Origin of the sequence: Janthinobacterium sp. PC23-8, from assembly GCF_002250505.1 — a bacterium.
GTDB lineage: Bacteria > Pseudomonadota > Gammaproteobacteria > Burkholderiales > Burkholderiaceae_D > Janthinobacterium.
This window is the reverse complement of the sequence record NZ_NJGY01000001.1, coordinates 1,088,145-1,102,557: the sequence shown is the minus strand read 5'-3', so window position 1 is coordinate 1,102,557 and position 14,413 is coordinate 1,088,145. Positions and strand designations below refer to the sequence as shown.

Sequence of the window (14,413 nt, the reverse complement as noted above, 5' to 3'; positions counted from 1 at the left end):
TGTAACGCTTACTGTACACCGATTGTGTGCGCCGTGGCGTGCCGGGCGGATCGGGCCTGCGCCGGGATTTTCTATTGAATGGCTCTATTGCTGTCAATCCTGAGATAGTTATTGCCTAAACCTCGCGTTTGCGCTTATAATTCTTGTGCGGGGTGGAGCAGTCTGGCAGCTCGTCGGGCTCATAACCCGAAGGTCACAGGTTCAAATCCTGTCCCCGCAACCAATTCGAAGCCGCTGATTCCTCGCAAGAGGGTCAGCGGTTTTTTCGTTGTGGGACGCGCTTGCCGCTACAACTGGCGCGCATGCACCACCAGCCGCAAATGGCGGTCCGCGTCGATGGTCAGCGAACTGTGTTCATATGCGATGCGCTCGCCATCGATGACCAGGCTGCGCACGCCGTCACCGGGCGCATGAACATCATGGCGGCGCCACCACAGCTTGAATTCGGGCGACACCTGTTCCAGTTCCGCCACCAGCGCGTGAATGTCGGCCTCCTGCGTGGCGCGCGCATAGTCGCGGCGAAAGCTGGCCAGCAGGCGCGGCGCCTGTGTTTCCCAGCCATCAAAACGTTCACGCAGCAGGGGATCGGTAAACAACAGCCACAGCAGGTTGCGCCGCGACGGCGCATGTGCCGCCAGGCCGAACAAGGTATCGGCTTTGTCATTAAACGCCAGCACATCCCAGCGCAGGTTGAGCACGAAGGCCGCATGCGGCAAGTCGTGCATCAGGCGGCGCACGGGCGGCGGCACGACGCACCAGGTCTTGCCTTCTTCCGCAGGCGGACGCGCATGGGCCAGCAAGAACAGATGGCGCCGCTCGCCCGCATCGAGTTTCAATACCCGCGCCAGATTGTCGAGAAAGGCGGCGGACACGCCGATATCGCGGCCCTGTTCCAGCCAGGTGTACCAGGTCAGGCCCACGCCGGCCAGGGCAGCCACTTCCTCGCGCCGCAAGCCTGGCGTCCTGCGCCGCCCTGCGCTGGGCAAGCCCACCTCGCCGGGCGACAAGCTGGCCCGGCGCGCCTGCAGATAGGCGGCCAGTTCGTGGCGGGTGCGTTGCAAGCTGCGCATGGGTTTCCTCTGTTGGCAAGGCTGTTGCTACCAGTAATAGCATAAACAGTTAAATTGTAATTGTTTATATTGTATTTCAGAATGGCTGCTTTCCTTTGAAGGCTGGCTCATGCTTGATCACACCTGTCCCGCTTTAACGACCCGGCTGCCGCCGGCCGTCTGCCTGATCGCCGTGGGCGCCTTTGCGCTGGGCATGGCGTCGTATGTGACGGCCGGACTGATACCGCTGATCGCGCCCGCCTTTGCCGTATCGCTGGCGCTGGCCGCGCAGCTGGTCACGGCCTTCACGCTGGGGTACGGCCTCGGCTCGCCCTTGGCGGTGGCCTTGCTGCCGGCCCGGCGCCAGCGCGCCGGCCTGCTGCTGGCCCTGGCCGTGTTCGTGGCAGCCAATGGCGCCAGCGCGCTGGCGGGCGATTTTGCCAGCCTGATGCTGTTGCGGGCTGTCGCCGGCATCGCTTCCGGTGTCTACCTGGCGCTGGGCATCGCAGCCTCGGCGGCTGTGTCGACGCCTGGCCAGCAGGGCAAGGCCATCAGCATGATCATGGGCGGCATGGCCGGCGGCACGGTACTGGGCGTCCCCTTGAGCTTGTTGCTGGCGCAGCAGCTGGGCTGGGCCTCGGCCCTGTGGCTGGTGGCGCTGCTCGGCGCGCTGGCGCTGGCGGGCTTGTGCTGGAAGTTGCCCGCGCTGCCGGCGGCGCCGGCAATGCCGCTGTGCCGCAAACTGGCCCTGCTGGCCGATGGCCAGGTGCTGACGATATTGGCCGTTTCCTTGCTGGCGGCGATTGCCAGCCTGGGCATGTACACCTTTATCGCGCTATTGGTGGCGCCGGGCGGCGCAGCGGTGGCGCCGTTCCTGTGGGCCTGGGGCGTGGGTGGGGTGGTGGGCAGCGTGCTGGTCGGGCCGCTGGCCGACCGCATGGCCGCGCCGCGCCTGACCCTGATGATCTTGCTGTTGCTGGCATTGTCACTGGCGGCGTTGCCGCTGGCGGGCGCCTGGCATCATTACCTGGCACTGTTGCCGATCGTACTGTGGGGGGCGGCCGGATGGGCGCTGCAGGTGCCGCAGAACCAGCGCCTGCTGGCCGTGCGGGCAAAGCAGGGCGACGTCAACCTGGCCATCGCCCTCAATGAATCGGCGCTTTACCTGGGCAGCGCGATTGGCGCCGCCGCCGGTGGCTTGCTGTTGCTGCTGGACTGGCCAATGTGGATGCTGGCCGCAAGCAGCGCGGCGGTGGCGAGTGCCGCCGCGCTGCTGCAGCGACGGAACCTGCGGCGCGCTTAGCCCTGCTTCGCCAGCTGCATTCCCACCGGCAGCGCGCGGATGCGCTTGCCCGTGGCGGCAAAGATGGCGTTGCACAGCGCCGGTGCGATCGGCGGGGTGGCCGGTTCGCCCACGCCACCGAGTTCCATGTCCAGCGTGCCCGGCACCAGGTGCGTGTGGATCACGCGCGGGGCGTCGGCGGCGCGCAGCACGCTATAGTCGTGAAAATTGCTCTGCTCGACCCTGCCGTTCTTGAAGCTGATTTCACCGCTCATCGCCAGCGAGAGGCCCATGATGCAGGCGCCTTCGATCTGCGAGCGCACGCGGTCCGGGTTGATCTGCGGGCCGCAGTCCATGGCGATATCGACGCGCGGGATCAGCACTTCGCCGGCCGCGTTGATTTCCACCTCGATCACGGCCGCCACATAGGTGACGAAACTGTAGGACACGGCCAAACCAAGCCCGCGTCCCCTGGGCAGCTTGCGGCCCCAGCCCGCCTTGGCTGTGGCCAGTTCGATCACATGGCGCATGCGGCCTATATCGACCGGATATTTCGCCGGGTCTTCGCCGTAATTCCAGCCGTCGGACAGCTCTTTTGGGGCGACCTTGCGCGCCGGACCCAACAGTTCCAGCAGATAGTCGCGGTGATCTTTTTTCGCCGCATGCGCCAGCTCGGCCGTGAATGACTGGATCGCGAACGCGTGCGGAATATTCGACACCGAGCGAAACCAGCCGATGCGCGTATGGGCCGGCACTTCCGGCACTTCGACGCGGATATTCGCAATCGCAAACGGCACATTGATCGCCGACATGGCCAGCTCGAACGGCGCCTGCCTGTTGGCGCCGGCGGCAAAGGTCGAGGCGATGGTGGGCGCGGCCGTGCGATGCAGCCAGGCGGTTGGCATGCCTTTCGCGTCGAGCGAGGCTTCCAGGCGTTCGACCGAGACCGTGTGCAGGTAGTCGTGCTGCAGGTCGTCGTCGCGGGTCCAGGTCAGTTTGACGGGCTTGCCGTCCATGGCTTGCGACAGCAGCGCCGCTTCGACCGCGAAGTCGGGTTTCGACTTGCGCCCGAAGCCGCCGCCGAGCAGGGTCACGTGCACGGTGACGTCCTCGAAGGCCAGTCCCAGGGCTTTCGCCACATTGCTGCGCGTCGCTTGCGGCGCCTGCACGCAGGCCCACACTTCGGCCTTGCCGTTCACCACGCGCACGGTGGCCGCTGGCGGCTCCATGGTGGCGTGGGCCAGGTGCGGCAGATAATATTCGGCGCTCAGCTTGCGCCTGGCCGGTGCGGCGGCCAGCGTTTCGACCGTCTTGCCCTGGTCGCGCGCCGGCTTGGCGCTCTGGCGCACGGCCGCTTCCAGGGTGGTGCGGAAGGCCCTGGAATCATAGGCGCCGTTGGCGCCGTCTTCCCATTCCAGCACCAGCGCTTCGCGGCCCTTGATGGCGGCCCAGGTATTGCTGGCAATGACGGCCACGCCGCCCAGCGGATTGAACATGGCCGGCGGCGCGCTGCCCGCCAGTTCGACGATGCGCAGCACGCCCGGTACCTTCAGGGCCGCCGTCTTGTCGACGCTTTTCAGTTTGCCGCCAAACACGGGTGGACGGGCGATCACGGCGTAGCGCATGCCCTCCAGACGGGTATCGATGCCGTAGTGGGTGTTGCCGGTGACGATATCGTGCAGGTCGATGCCGCGCTTGTTATCCGTTCCTATGTAGCGCAACTCGTCGGCGCGCTTGAGCGAGATGCTGGCGCGCGGCGGCACCGGCAGCCTGGCCGCAGCTTCGGCCAGTGCACCGAAGCCCAGCGTGCGTCCGCTGGCCGCATGCACCACCTGGTGGTCGGCCGCTTTCACTTGCGCGACGGGTACGTTCCAGCGCGCCGCCGCCGCCGTTTCCAGCATCAGGCGCGCGGTGGCGCCCACGTGGCGCATGGCGCGAAACGAGTGGCGCATGCTGCGCGAGCCGTCCGTGTCCTGACTGCCGTAGCGCGCTTCGTCGGCGGGCGCCTGCTGCACCCTGACGTGGGCCCAGTCGGCACCCAGTTCGTCGGCCGCCACCATCGGCAGGCTGGTGCGGATGCCCTGGCCCATTTCCGAGCGGTGCGACATGATCGTGACGATGCCATCAAAGCCGATGGACAGGAATACCAGGGCGTCGTCGACCACGCCGCCGGCCATGTTCTCGCCACCGTACTTGACGGCGTCGGCCGCCATCACCAGGCCGGACGGGCCGGCGATCAGGCTGAAACCGGCCAGCGCGCCGGCGGCCTTGAGCCAGTTGCGGCGCGCGCTGGAAGCGATCAGTTGGTCAGGGGCGCTCATTGCGACACTCCGCTCATGCCGGCGGCCTGCCTGATGGCCGCATGGATGCGTGTGTAGGTGCCGCAGCGGCAGATATTGCCGTTCATCGCCTCGCGTATCTGCTGGTCGCTGGGCTTCGGTGTCTTGTGCAGCAGCGCCGTGGCCGACATGATCTGCCCGGCCTGGCAGTAGCCGCATTGCGGCACGCCATGGTCCTGCCAGGCCTGTTGCAGTGCCAGCCCGAGCGGGTCTTCAGCGACCGCTTCGATGGTGGTGATGTGCTTGCCGGCGGCGGCCGAGATCGGCGTCACGCACGAACGCACCGCCTCGCCATCAAGGTGTACGGTGCAGGCGCCGCACAGGGCCATGCCGCAGCCGAATTTGGTGCCGGTCATGCCCAGTTCGTCGCGCAGGGTCCACAGCAGCGGCGTGTCTTCGGGCAGGGCGATATCGTGCCGCTTGCCATTGATGGTCAGGGTAGTCATGTGATTCCTCGGAAGTGGGTGGTACGGGAAAACGTGTCGGCCATCCGTCATGGGGATTAGCTCGTCAGGACTAGATGGTAGCATCGGCGGCCGAGTGCTGCAGGCGAGGCGCCGGCAGCCAGGTTCAACGTCCGCCCTCGTTTCTTCTATACTGGGGCTCCCGGCATACGGAGTTTCCCATGACAGAGAGCACGATGGCGCAAGGCCTGCCCGATATCCTCGGCCCCGGTTTGCAGGTGGTTTTTTGTGGTCTGAATCCGGGCGCGGATGCGGCGGCGGCAGGTCACCATTTTCTTGGCCGCGGCAATCGTTTTTGGCCGGTGCTGCACCTGGCCGGCTTCACGCCGCACCTGCTGGCGCCGCAGGACGACGCCAGCGTGCTGGCGTTCGGGCTGGGCCTGACTGCGGCGGTCGGGCGGCCGACACAGCGGGCGGACCAGGTCGGCCAGGAAGAATTTGCGCAAGCGGCGGCGGGCCTGTCGCACAAGCTGGCGTTGCTGCAGCCGCAATGGGTGGCCTTCCTGGGCAAGGCCGCCTTTGCCGCGATGACGGGCAAGCGCCAGCTCGAGTGGGGCGAACAGGCCGGGCGCTTCGGCGGCGCGCGCGTGTGGATATTGCCCAACCCCAGCGGACTCAATCGCGGCTACACGAAGCAGCAGCTGGTGCAGGCATATACGGAACTCAGGCGCGCGCTGGCCTGACGTTCAACGGATGCATCAGTCGATACTGAGCTGGCGCTCACGCAGGCGCGGCGCGACGAAATCGAGAAACGCGCGCAGTTTCAGCGGCAGCGGTGCCTGCCCCTTGTGCACCAGGCTGACGGGCAAGGGGCTGGCCTCGAACGGCTCGAGCACGATGCGCAGCGCATCGTCGCGCAAGGCGTCCATCACCTGATACGACAACACCCTGACCAGGCCCACGCCCAGGATGGCGGCGGCGATCGCCGCGTCCACCGTATTGACGGCCAGCCTGGAATGCACGGGCACGGCCTGCGCCGCCCTGGCCATGCCGAACAGCCAGGCGCGCCGCGATTCGAGCACTTCGAAGCTGATGCAGTCATGTGCGGCCAGGTCGGCCGGCGTGACGGGCACACCATGCCTGGCCAGATAGCCGGGGCTGGCGCACACCACCCGCCGCACCTTGCCGACGCCAGTGGCCATCAGGGTGCTGTCGGGCAGCTCGCCGATCCGCACCGCCACGTCGATATGTTCATCCATCAGGTGCATGACGCGATCGGTCAGCACCAGATTGATTTCGATCTCCGGATACCACGCCAGAAATTCGGCCACCACCGGCACGATGTGCAGGCGTCCGAACATCATTGGCGCGGTGACCGTCAGTTCGCCCTTGGGCGTGGCGTATTCGCCCGTCGCCGTGCGCTCCGCTTCGCCGATCTCGTCGAGAATGCGGCGGCAGGAGGCCACATAGGCGCTGCCGGCCTCCGTCAGCGCCAAGTGGCGCGTCGTGCGGTGCAGCAGCCGTGTTTTCAGGTGCGCTTCCAGCGCCGCCACCTTGCGGCTGACGGTGGCCAGCGGCATGCCCAGCTGGCGCGCGGCCGCCGACAGGCTGCCCGCATCCACCACCGCCAGCAATACCGCCATCGAGTCCAGCCTGTCCATGCGGGTGCCTCGCGATCCTGTCAAATATTGGAATAATGTTTCCTGATGCTAGGGGATTTTCTTCCTGGGTGCAAGTACGTAAGCTCATCTCCTTCGCCGTGGCATGTTGCTGCGGCGCCTGACAGATCACCATGAAAGGAGAGCGCCATGCGCTCCACGTCCCGCATGGGCGCGCCGGCGTAGCTCGACGTTTTGGAGCCAGTCCGGAATGAACAGCGTGCGCTCGATGCGGCCAAGTTCACACAGCGCGATCGCCAGACCGTTCTGGCGCGGATAACTGCCGAGCTTGCGCCGCATGAGCGATGCGGTGATAGTGCCATACGCGAATGCGCGGCGCGAAGCGAAAGCCCAGCGTATGCATCAGCGCGTCTAGAATGTGATGATGAAGTGAGCGCCATCGTTGACCGAGCGGGCGTAGCGCACAGTTCCGCCGTTCAACTGAATTAGCTGCCGCACCATTGCAAGGCCGATACCGCCTCCCTGTTTTTTGGTCGAGAAAAATGGTGTAAACATTTCCGCCGCTACCCCATCGGCAATGCCATGTCCATTGTCACGCACATCGATGCGCAACCGGCCACCTGTCGTGAGGCGCGCATCGATGGCAACTTGCGGCACCAGACTCGCGGTGGTTGCTTCTACCGCATTCTGGAGCAGGTTAACCAGAGCTTGTTCGATCTGGCCGGAGTCAGCCCGTAGTGCCAGCGTGCTTGATGCGACGACGAAAGTCGCGCTTCCTCCGCGGGCCTGCCAGCTCGGTGCCACCAAAGCCGATAAACGTGCAAACAAGTCTTTGATCAGGAATTGTTGCGGCAGAGGCGTAGGCAGGCTAGCCAACACGCGGTAATGGCTGACGAAATGACCCAGACTTTCAGCGCGACGGCTTATTGCGTCCAGCGCGACGTCAAGGTCTGCGGCCACGTCGGGAGCAAGAGAGCCTGCTGCCTCAGCGAGCAGCGTGCGCGAGGTTTGCGAAAGGGACGCCACCGGTGTCAGTGAATTCATGATCTCATGGGTCAATACATGGACGAGCTTGCGCCAGGCTTGCATGGCTTCAGCGGATAGTTCGTCCTCCAGCGGCAGCAGTGCAACCAGGGACTGCGGCGCACCATCGACGGTCAAAGCATTGCGGACGGCCAGGGCGCGTTCAGTGCCATGCTCACTGTCGAACTGAACCAGCGTCCGCGTGCCGACGGAAAGGCCGGCCAAAGCCGTATTCAGGGGCACCGTGTCAGTGACACGTCCAGGCGCCAGCAGGCGCCGCGCGCTGGCATTCAATGGTTCCATCCTGGTCGGCGTCATGTTGAACAGAGGGACCGGTGCATGTTCAAGGCGTGCTTCAAGCAATAGCAGTCGGAGAGTCTCAGGCGCTTGCAAAGTCGTGAGTGTAAGCCCTCTCTCTGGCGTCATTGCCGTAACGTGTCCGATTGAATGCCAGATCAGCGCTGCAGCGAGCAGCACTGTCAGGACGAGCAAAACGGCGGCGCGTGCTCCCAGGCCTTCAACGCTCTCATTTAGCGCACCACCTACCCACCCAGCCGCAGCAAGCAGTGTCCCGCCGAGGGCGACGCGAGCCTGTCTATAACCCATGCTTGTCCAGCTTGCGATACAGCGCTGCCCGGCTTACACCCAGCGTCTTGGCGGCCTTGCTGATATTTCCCTTAACTTCCAGCAGCGCCGCAGCGATGGCGGCACGCTCGAGTGTACCCAGTTCACGTGGGACATCGATGGTGAGCGGGGACGATAACGCAGGCACAGCTGTCTTCGCTGAAATACCAAAGTCAGCGACGGTATACACATTTTCCCGACCCAGGATGACAGCGCGTTCACAGGCATGGCGCAGGGAGCGAACATTGCCTGGCCATGCATTCGAGCACAGTACATCGAATGCAGTCGCTGCTATGGCGCGCGCAGGTTTGCGATATTGGTGCTCGTAGTGGGCCAAATAATGGCGCAGCAAGTCCGGAATGTCGCCCGCGCGCTCGCGCAAGGGTGGAACGCGCAGGACGATAGTATTTAGGCGAAACAGAAGGTCTGTGCGAAAAAACGCAGCGTCGTGCAGCCGGTCTTCTTCGAGATTGGTGGCACTAATGACGCGCACGTCAACGCCCTCGGGAGTGTCCGCACCCAAGGGCGTCACCTGGCGTCGTTCGAGCGCTGTCAGCAGCTTCGCTTGTGCTGTCAAGGGGATATTGCTGACTTCGTCAAGAAACAATGTGCCACCGCACGCTGCCTGGAAGCGGCCCGCGCGGTCATTGCGTGCATCGGTGAACGCGCCGCGCCGGTGTCCGAACAATTCGCTTTCCAGCGTTGCCTCTGGCAGGCTCCCCATATCCACTGCGAGAAACTGCCGGGATGCCCGGTGTGAAGCCCGGTGAACGGCTCGCGCCACCAGTTCCTTGCCAACGCCGTTTTCTCCCAGGATCATGACGTTTGCCTCGGTGGGCCCCACACTGGCGATCATGTCACGCAAGGCAGCCATCGCAGTCGAGTTTCCGAGCAATCCATCGGCGTCGGCTGGCACCGCGTCAGAGGCTTTGGCATGAAAAGGCTGACGCAAGGCCTGTCGCGCAAAGGCTGCCTCGACAGCATGCACCAGCCGAACGTTATCCCACGGCTTTGTCAGAAAATCGCTTACGCCGCCCTGCATCGCCGCAACGGCCAGAGGAACATCAGCGTACGCGGTCATCGCGATGATATCGGGTGGATTGGGCAGCGCCCTCAATTGCGCCAAAACCTGCAGACCTTCGCCACCATCCGTCCGTCCCGCCGAAAAATTCAAATCGAGGAGAACAACGTCAGGACGATTGCTTGCGAGCCATGTGGGCAACTGTGCAGGATGGTCAAGTGTCGCGACTTGCGCAACGTGCCGGCGCAGCAGCATGCGCGCTGCCAGCGCCACGTCCGCATCGTCGTCGAGGATCAGTACATTTGCTTGCTTGCCGGACATTGGAAATGAAAGAATTAACAGAACTCGAGTTTATCAGCATGCTTTGCCTGATTCCACAGCGCGATAGCACTTTGCCCAAAGTGTCCGGAAGTGGACAGTTTGCATGTGCGTTTGCGAACGAATGAGCGGGCAATTGAAGAAAAATACCGGTCGATTGGTCCGAAACCGCGTGGCACGGATGTTGCGACAGTAGAAATCATGACAAAAGACCACAGCGCAAATGCATCACGCCTTACGGGCGCGGCCATGGACCAACCGGTGCCACGGCAGCGCGGCCGGCGTTGGGGCATGGCAATAGCGATTTTGCTCATCTTGATTGGACTTGCTGCACTGGCGTGGTGGCTCTGGCCCAGCGGACTGCAGGTACCCGCTGCCAGCGTGCGCATCGCTGTCGTCGAGCGCGGCATCCTGCGCGACGACGTGGCCGCGCGTGCAACGGCCCAGCCGCTGCACTCGGTCGTGCTCGATGTGGTGGAAAATGGCCGGGCCGATGAGGTGATGGTGCGCGATGGCGCGCTGGTACGCCAAGGCGAATTATTGTTCCGGCTGTCGAATCCACAGCGCCGGCTTGAGGTGCTTGCACGCGAAGCTGAACATGCGCAGCAGATTTCAAACCTGTTGAACCTGCGCCTCGCGGGTGAAACCAGCCGGGCGGAAAGTGCGCGGCGCAGCGCCGACCTCGCGTTTGCAGTCGCTCAGGCTGAAAAGCAATTCGCGAGGAGCGCGGCACTGGCCAAGCAGGGTTTCGTGTCGGGTTCTGCACTGGAAGAAGTCGCCGACCAGCTGACGCGGCAGCGCCACGCGCTAGCCAGCGAAGACGCCGCTGGTAAAAGCGAAGAGGCCGCCCGGCGCAACGCCATCGGACAGATTGCCCAGGCGGTATCCAGGCTGGAAGACGGCCTGAAGTTGGTCAATGCCGGCGTCGATGCACTGGCCGTGCGCGCGCCCGTTGCCGGCCGCCTTGCAGATTTCAAATTGCAGGTAGGGGAAACAGTCCGATCAGGACAGCGCCTTGGACGCATCGACGACATCGCGCAATTTTGTTTGGCGGCCCAGCTCGACGAATACTATTTACGTCGCCTTGCCACCGGTCGACCGGCGACAGCCGTGATCGATGGCCAGACCAAGCACGTGGTTGTCAGCCGCATATATCCGCAAGTGAGCGACGGCAAATTCACGGTTGAGTTGACGTTCGTTGATGGCCAGCCCGCCACCCTCAGCCCAGGCCAGAGCGTCGACGTCCTGATCACGCTGGGTGCTGCGCGGACTAGCTTGCTTCTTCCAAATGATGCGTTCAGCAATGACACCGGCGGCGGCTGGGTATTCGTCGTGCGCGCTAACGGCGTACAGGCGGAGCACCGGGCCGTGCGTTTTGGCCGGCGCAACAGCACGCAGATCGAAGTACTCGACGGCCTGGTCGCCGGCGAGCGCGTCATCGTGTCGTCCTACACGCCGTATGCAACGGCGCTGCATCTTCAGCTTACCCACTAACAGGTTTCTCAAGGAAATGACAAAATCATGCAATTTAATCGCACACAACAGGAAAGCATGTTCATGCTCGTCAACATGACGAAAACGTATCGCGGCGGCGAGGTGCAGACAACGGCGCTTGACCGGATTGACCTCACCATCGCCGCGGGTGAATATGTGGCGATCACCGGGCCGTCCGGCTGTGGCAAGTCAACACTCCTGTCCATGCTGGGACTGCTGGACACGCCCGACGGTGGCGAATGCTGGTTCGACGGTCGCAATGTGGCGGGCTGGAGCGAGGCACAGCTCAACCGATTACGGCGCGGACGTATCGGCTTCATTTTTCAGAATTTCAATCTCATCGAAGAATTGACGGTTGCCGAAAATGTGGCATTGGCACTTGACTACCTGAATGTGTCTGCAACGCAACGAAAGGTTCGCGTCGCCGCGATGCTCGATCAACTAGGCGTGGCGCACCGCGCCGGTCACCGTCCGTCGCAACTTTCCGGCGGACAGCAACAGCGTGTAGCCATCGCGCGCGCGCTCGTGGCCAGTCCAGCGCTGCTGCTTGCTGATGAGCCGACGGGCAATCTTGATACAGCACACGGCGACGAGGTGATGCGCATTCTGCGTCAGATCAATGCAGATGGCACAACCATCGTCATGGTGACGCACTCGCCGGCGCACGCCGCGCAAGCTTCTCGTACGGTACGGCTGCTGGACGGCCGTATCCTGATCGACGCCCTGCAGCCCGCCTGACCGGAGAGCGAACATGTTATTGACCACGATGCGCCATAGCGCACGCGCACTGCGGCGCGAACCCGCCTACGCTGCCATTGTCATAGGCACCCTGGCTATCGGCATTGCTTCAGCCATACTGATTCTCGGCTTGGTGCGTTACTGCTGGCAATATAATGCCGAAGTGCCCGATGTGGAACATGTCTACGTCGTGAAACAACGCGACAATGTCGATCCCACGGGCCCCTGGTACGACCAGGCGCCGCTGCTGCTGCGCTCTGTTGCAGCGGCAGCACCCGGTGTGGCTGCGGCCACCGGCTACTTGCCATCACGTCCCGAGACAACAGGCTTGACGGTCAATGTCGACGGCAAGCTGCATGCCCTGAAAAGCCTGACTGTCTTGCCTGGTTTTGTCGAGATGTTGGGCCTGAGGGCAGTGCGGGGCGATCTTGCCACCGCATTGGGAGCGCCGGATCAGGTCGCGGTCACCGAATTGACTGCAATGCGGTTGTTTGGCACCAAGCAGGCCTTGGGCCGCAGTCTGTTTGCGGAAGGTAAATTGTTACGGGTTGGCGCGGTGCTGCGTACGCCGGCTGCGAATACCACCATGCCGTTTGAAGCACTACTAGGCACCGATTCAACGCTCGCGGCCGATGTCCGCGATGAAATGCGAACCGGCCTCAAAGGCTGGCCAGGCAAGCTCCTGGTGCGTGTGAACACCGGCGCGTCCGTGCCGATGCTTGTCCGACAGCTGCAGGACGCAGTCGACCGTGCACCAGCATTACATCAGCAGCCCCCCGATATCAAGGCGCGCCTGGGCCTGCGCCCAGTAATGGACATTGCGCTAGCGCGGCTCGACGCAGCGTATTTCGATACGGGCATCAAGGGTAATTTCATCGCCGGCGCCGGCCAGCGAGGCGATCCGGTGGTCGTTGCCGCCCTTGCCGCTGTCGCCGTGCTCATCCTTGTTCTGGCTTCGATCAATTTCGTGAACCTGGCGACCGTGCGGGTAGTGCGGCGCCAGCGTGAATTGGCCATGCGCAAAGTGCTCGGCGCCTCAGGTTGGAGCATTGCGCTGGAATTGCTGGCGGAGGCATGGCTGATCACGTTCTTGGCGGCCTCTGTCGGCCTACTCCTGGCATGGCTGGCACTGCCGCTGTTTTCGACCCTGGTCGGCCGCGAACTCAACGACGCGTTCACAGTTGGCGACCTGGGTTGGATCGGTACCCTTGTCGTCGGGCTCGGGCTGTTGACGGCGGCCTGGCCGGCGTGGATCGCCTGGTCTGTCCCTTCGGCAAAATCATTGGCCGGGCGCACGGCAACTGAATCGCGTGCGACTGCACGCCTGCGGCGCAGTATGACCGTGGCGCAGCTATCCGCAGCGATTGGATTTGCCAGTGTGACGTTAGCCATCGCCTGGCAGACAAGTTACGCCATGCGTGCTTCGCCTGGATTCGACCCGGCCTCCATACTCATCGTGGATATGCCTGAACAGGTCAAATACAGCGCGCCAGCGCGCGGCCTGATGACGGCTTTGGCGGCTGCGCCCGGGGTACAAGACGTCGCTGTGTCGGATGACGCGATCGGCCGTCATAACGACACGTGGCGCCGCGACCTGAAACGTCCGGATGGCACCAGTGCCACGATGGAAATCAAGCAAGTCAGCCGCAATTTTTTTATGCTTTACGCCATCAAGCCAGAAGCCGGGCGCTTATTCGATCGAACCCTGGACCATGACGACGACTCCGTGCCGCTGGTCCTGAATGCACTTGCAGCACGCCAGCTCGGCTTTACCGACGCACGAGCAGCACTTGGTCAAATCGTCATCACGACAAGTTTTGATAACAAGCCGGTCCCAGGTCGTGTCATCGGGATCGCGCCACCACTGCGCTTCCAGTCATTGCGCGAAGCACCGGCGCCGATGGCGTTCCAGTTGAGCACAGGCGGTAGTGCTTTGAGCGTGCGCACGGTTGGCGACCCCGCCAAGGTGGTTAATGTCATCAGGTCCATATGGCCAAGTTATTTTCCCTCGGCCATTTCGTCCATCCAGCCAGCGTCGAGCGTCCTCGCCGCCAATTATGCTGACGATGCGCGCATGGCCAGCCTACTCGCACTGGCAACAGGTATCGCCCTAACCCTTGCAGCATTTGGAACCTACGTTCTGTCGGCCGATACAGTGCAGCGCCGCGCTCGCGAAATCGTCTTGCGCAAGCTGCATGGTGCAAGTGACTCTGCTATCGGCCTGCTGGTCTTGCGCGGCGTCGGAACTATGCTGTTGGTAGCCGCCTTAATTGGATTGCCGGTTGCAGCAGTGGCCATCGCACGTTATCTGTCTACTTGGGTCGAAACGGCACCTGTCGGGTACTTGACACTGCTGCTCGCGTTCGTCGTGACCAGCGTCGTTGCCTTGGCGGCAGCCAGTCGACAAGCGTGGATCGCGATGAAGGTCCGTCCCGCCAATGCCCTTCGAATGTAACGCATCAATGTTCGTTACGAACACTCGACGCAAGCAAAACGCAGCCT

Annotated in this window: 11 protein-coding genes, 1 tRNA gene and 1 pseudogene; 6 read left to right on the top strand and 7 right to left on the bottom strand. The window is 63.3% G+C overall.

All coding sequences use genetic code 11. The features are described 5' to 3' along the window. Positions 1-146: 146 nt before the first annotated feature. A tRNA-Met gene (locus CD932_RS04795) sits at positions 147-223 on the top strand. Between the two features lie 64 nt (positions 224-287). Here the strand turns inward: CD932_RS04795 and CD932_RS04790 are convergent. Continuing rightward, the gene (locus CD932_RS04790) at positions 288-1,070 is read right to left on the bottom strand and encodes a helix-turn-helix transcriptional regulator (protein WP_094441632.1); all 783 of its coding nucleotides are present in this window, start codon (positions 1,068-1,070) and stop codon (positions 288-290) included. A gap of 109 nt (positions 1,071-1,179) precedes the next feature. Between CD932_RS04790 and CD932_RS04785 the strand changes: the two genes are divergently transcribed. Continuing rightward, a complete protein-coding gene (locus CD932_RS04785) occupies positions 1,180-2,352 on the top strand; it encodes an MFS transporter (protein WP_094441631.1) in 1,173 nt (390 codons plus the stop codon). Here CD932_RS04785 and CD932_RS04780 read toward each other — a convergent pair. Next, a complete protein-coding gene (locus CD932_RS04780) occupies positions 2,349-4,652 on the bottom strand; it encodes a xanthine dehydrogenase family protein molybdopterin-binding subunit (protein WP_094441630.1) in 2,304 nt (767 codons plus the stop codon). The genes CD932_RS04785 and CD932_RS04780 overlap by 4 nt on opposite strands. Then, on the bottom strand, positions 4,649-5,116 hold the full coding sequence (locus tag CD932_RS04775) for a (2Fe-2S)-binding protein (RefSeq protein ID WP_094441629.1): 468 nt from the start codon (positions 5,114-5,116) through the stop codon (positions 4,649-4,651). The genes CD932_RS04780 and CD932_RS04775 overlap by 4 nt, the downstream gene beginning before the upstream one ends. 179 nt (positions 5,117-5,295) lie before the next feature. On the opposite strand from CD932_RS04775, the gene mug reads away from it, so the two are divergent. Continuing rightward, positions 5,296-5,817 carry a G/U mismatch-specific DNA glycosylase gene (gene mug, locus CD932_RS04770; RefSeq protein WP_254926460.1) on the top strand — a complete coding sequence of 174 codons (522 nt, stop codon included), beginning with the start codon at positions 5,296-5,298 and terminating at the stop codon, positions 5,815-5,817. 15 nt (positions 5,818-5,832) lie between these two features. Here the strand turns inward: mug and CD932_RS04765 are convergent, their stop codons facing one another. The 4 genes and pseudogenes from CD932_RS04765 to CD932_RS04750 all read right to left on the bottom strand — a co-directional run bounded on the left by CD932_RS04765 (position 5,833) and on the right by CD932_RS04750 (position 9,682). Next, complete coding sequence (locus tag CD932_RS04765; protein WP_094441627.1) at positions 5,833-6,735, bottom strand: LysR family transcriptional regulator; 903 nt, start codon at positions 6,733-6,735, stop codon at positions 5,833-5,835. 138 nt (positions 6,736-6,873) lie between these two features. Next, positions 6,874-7,102, bottom strand: a pseudogene (locus CD932_RS04760) (Tn3 family transposase); the annotation flags it as partial. Between the two features lie 2 nt (positions 7,103-7,104). Further along, a complete protein-coding gene (locus CD932_RS04755; RefSeq protein WP_176460882.1) occupies positions 7,105-8,208 on the bottom strand; it encodes a PAS domain-containing sensor histidine kinase in 1,104 nt (367 codons plus the stop codon). 103 nt (positions 8,209-8,311) lie between these two features. Continuing rightward, the gene (locus CD932_RS04750) at positions 8,312-9,682 is read right to left on the bottom strand and encodes a sigma-54 dependent transcriptional regulator (RefSeq protein WP_094441625.1); all 1,371 of its coding nucleotides are present in this window, start codon (positions 9,680-9,682) and stop codon (positions 8,312-8,314) included. 198 nt (positions 9,683-9,880) lie between these two features. Between CD932_RS04750 and CD932_RS04745 the strand changes: the two genes are divergently transcribed. Genes CD932_RS04745 through CD932_RS04735 form a run of 3 tightly spaced genes read left to right on the top strand, consistent with a single transcriptional unit; the run spans position 9,881 to position 14,366 of the window. Then, positions 9,881-11,173 carry an efflux RND transporter periplasmic adaptor subunit gene (locus CD932_RS04745; protein WP_254926459.1) on the top strand — a complete coding sequence of 431 codons (1,293 nt, stop codon included), beginning with the start codon at positions 9,881-9,883 and terminating at the stop codon, positions 11,171-11,173. Positions 11,174-11,230: 57 nt separating this feature from the next. Next, entirely contained in the window at positions 11,231-11,911 is a 681-nt protein-coding gene (locus CD932_RS04740) for an ABC transporter ATP-binding protein (protein WP_094443460.1), read from the top strand. Between the two features lie 13 nt (positions 11,912-11,924). Continuing rightward, positions 11,925-14,366 (top strand): ABC transporter permease, encoded by a 2,442-nt coding sequence (locus CD932_RS04735; protein WP_094441623.1) that lies wholly within the window; start codon positions 11,925-11,927, stop codon positions 14,364-14,366. Positions 14,367-14,413: the final 47 nt, after the last annotated feature.

Excerpts from the sequence above, each read along its gene's own strand:
- CD932_RS04735 (WP_094441623.1), top strand. The coding sequence starts at position 11,925 with ATGTTATTGACCACGATGCGCCATAGCGCACGCGCACTGCGGCGCGAA.
- mug (WP_254926460.1), top strand. The coding sequence starts at position 5,296 with ATGACAGAGAGCACGATGGCGCAAGGCCTGCCCGATATCCTCGGCCCC.
- CD932_RS04740 (WP_094443460.1), top strand. The coding sequence starts at position 11,231 with ATGTTCATGCTCGTCAACATGACGAAAACGTATCGCGGCGGCGAGGTG.
- CD932_RS04750 (WP_094441625.1), bottom strand. The coding sequence starts at position 9,682 with ATGTCCGGCAAGCAAGCAAATGTACTGATCCTCGACGACGATGCGGAC.
- CD932_RS04765 (WP_094441627.1), bottom strand. The coding sequence starts at position 6,735 with ATGGACAGGCTGGACTCGATGGCGGTATTGCTGGCGGTGGTGGATGCG.
- CD932_RS04790 (WP_094441632.1), bottom strand. The coding sequence starts at position 1,070 with ATGCGCAGCTTGCAACGCACCCGCCACGAACTGGCCGCCTATCTGCAG.
- CD932_RS04745 (WP_254926459.1), top strand. The coding sequence starts at position 9,881 with ATGACAAAAGACCACAGCGCAAATGCATCACGCCTTACGGGCGCGGCC.
- CD932_RS04785 (WP_094441631.1), top strand. The coding sequence starts at position 1,180 with ATGCTTGATCACACCTGTCCCGCTTTAACGACCCGGCTGCCGCCGGCC.
- CD932_RS04780 (WP_094441630.1), bottom strand. The coding sequence starts at position 4,652 with ATGAGCGCCCCTGACCAACTGATCGCTTCCAGCGCGCGCCGCAACTGG.
- CD932_RS04775 (WP_094441629.1), bottom strand. The coding sequence starts at position 5,116 with ATGACTACCCTGACCATCAATGGCAAGCGGCACGATATCGCCCTGCCC.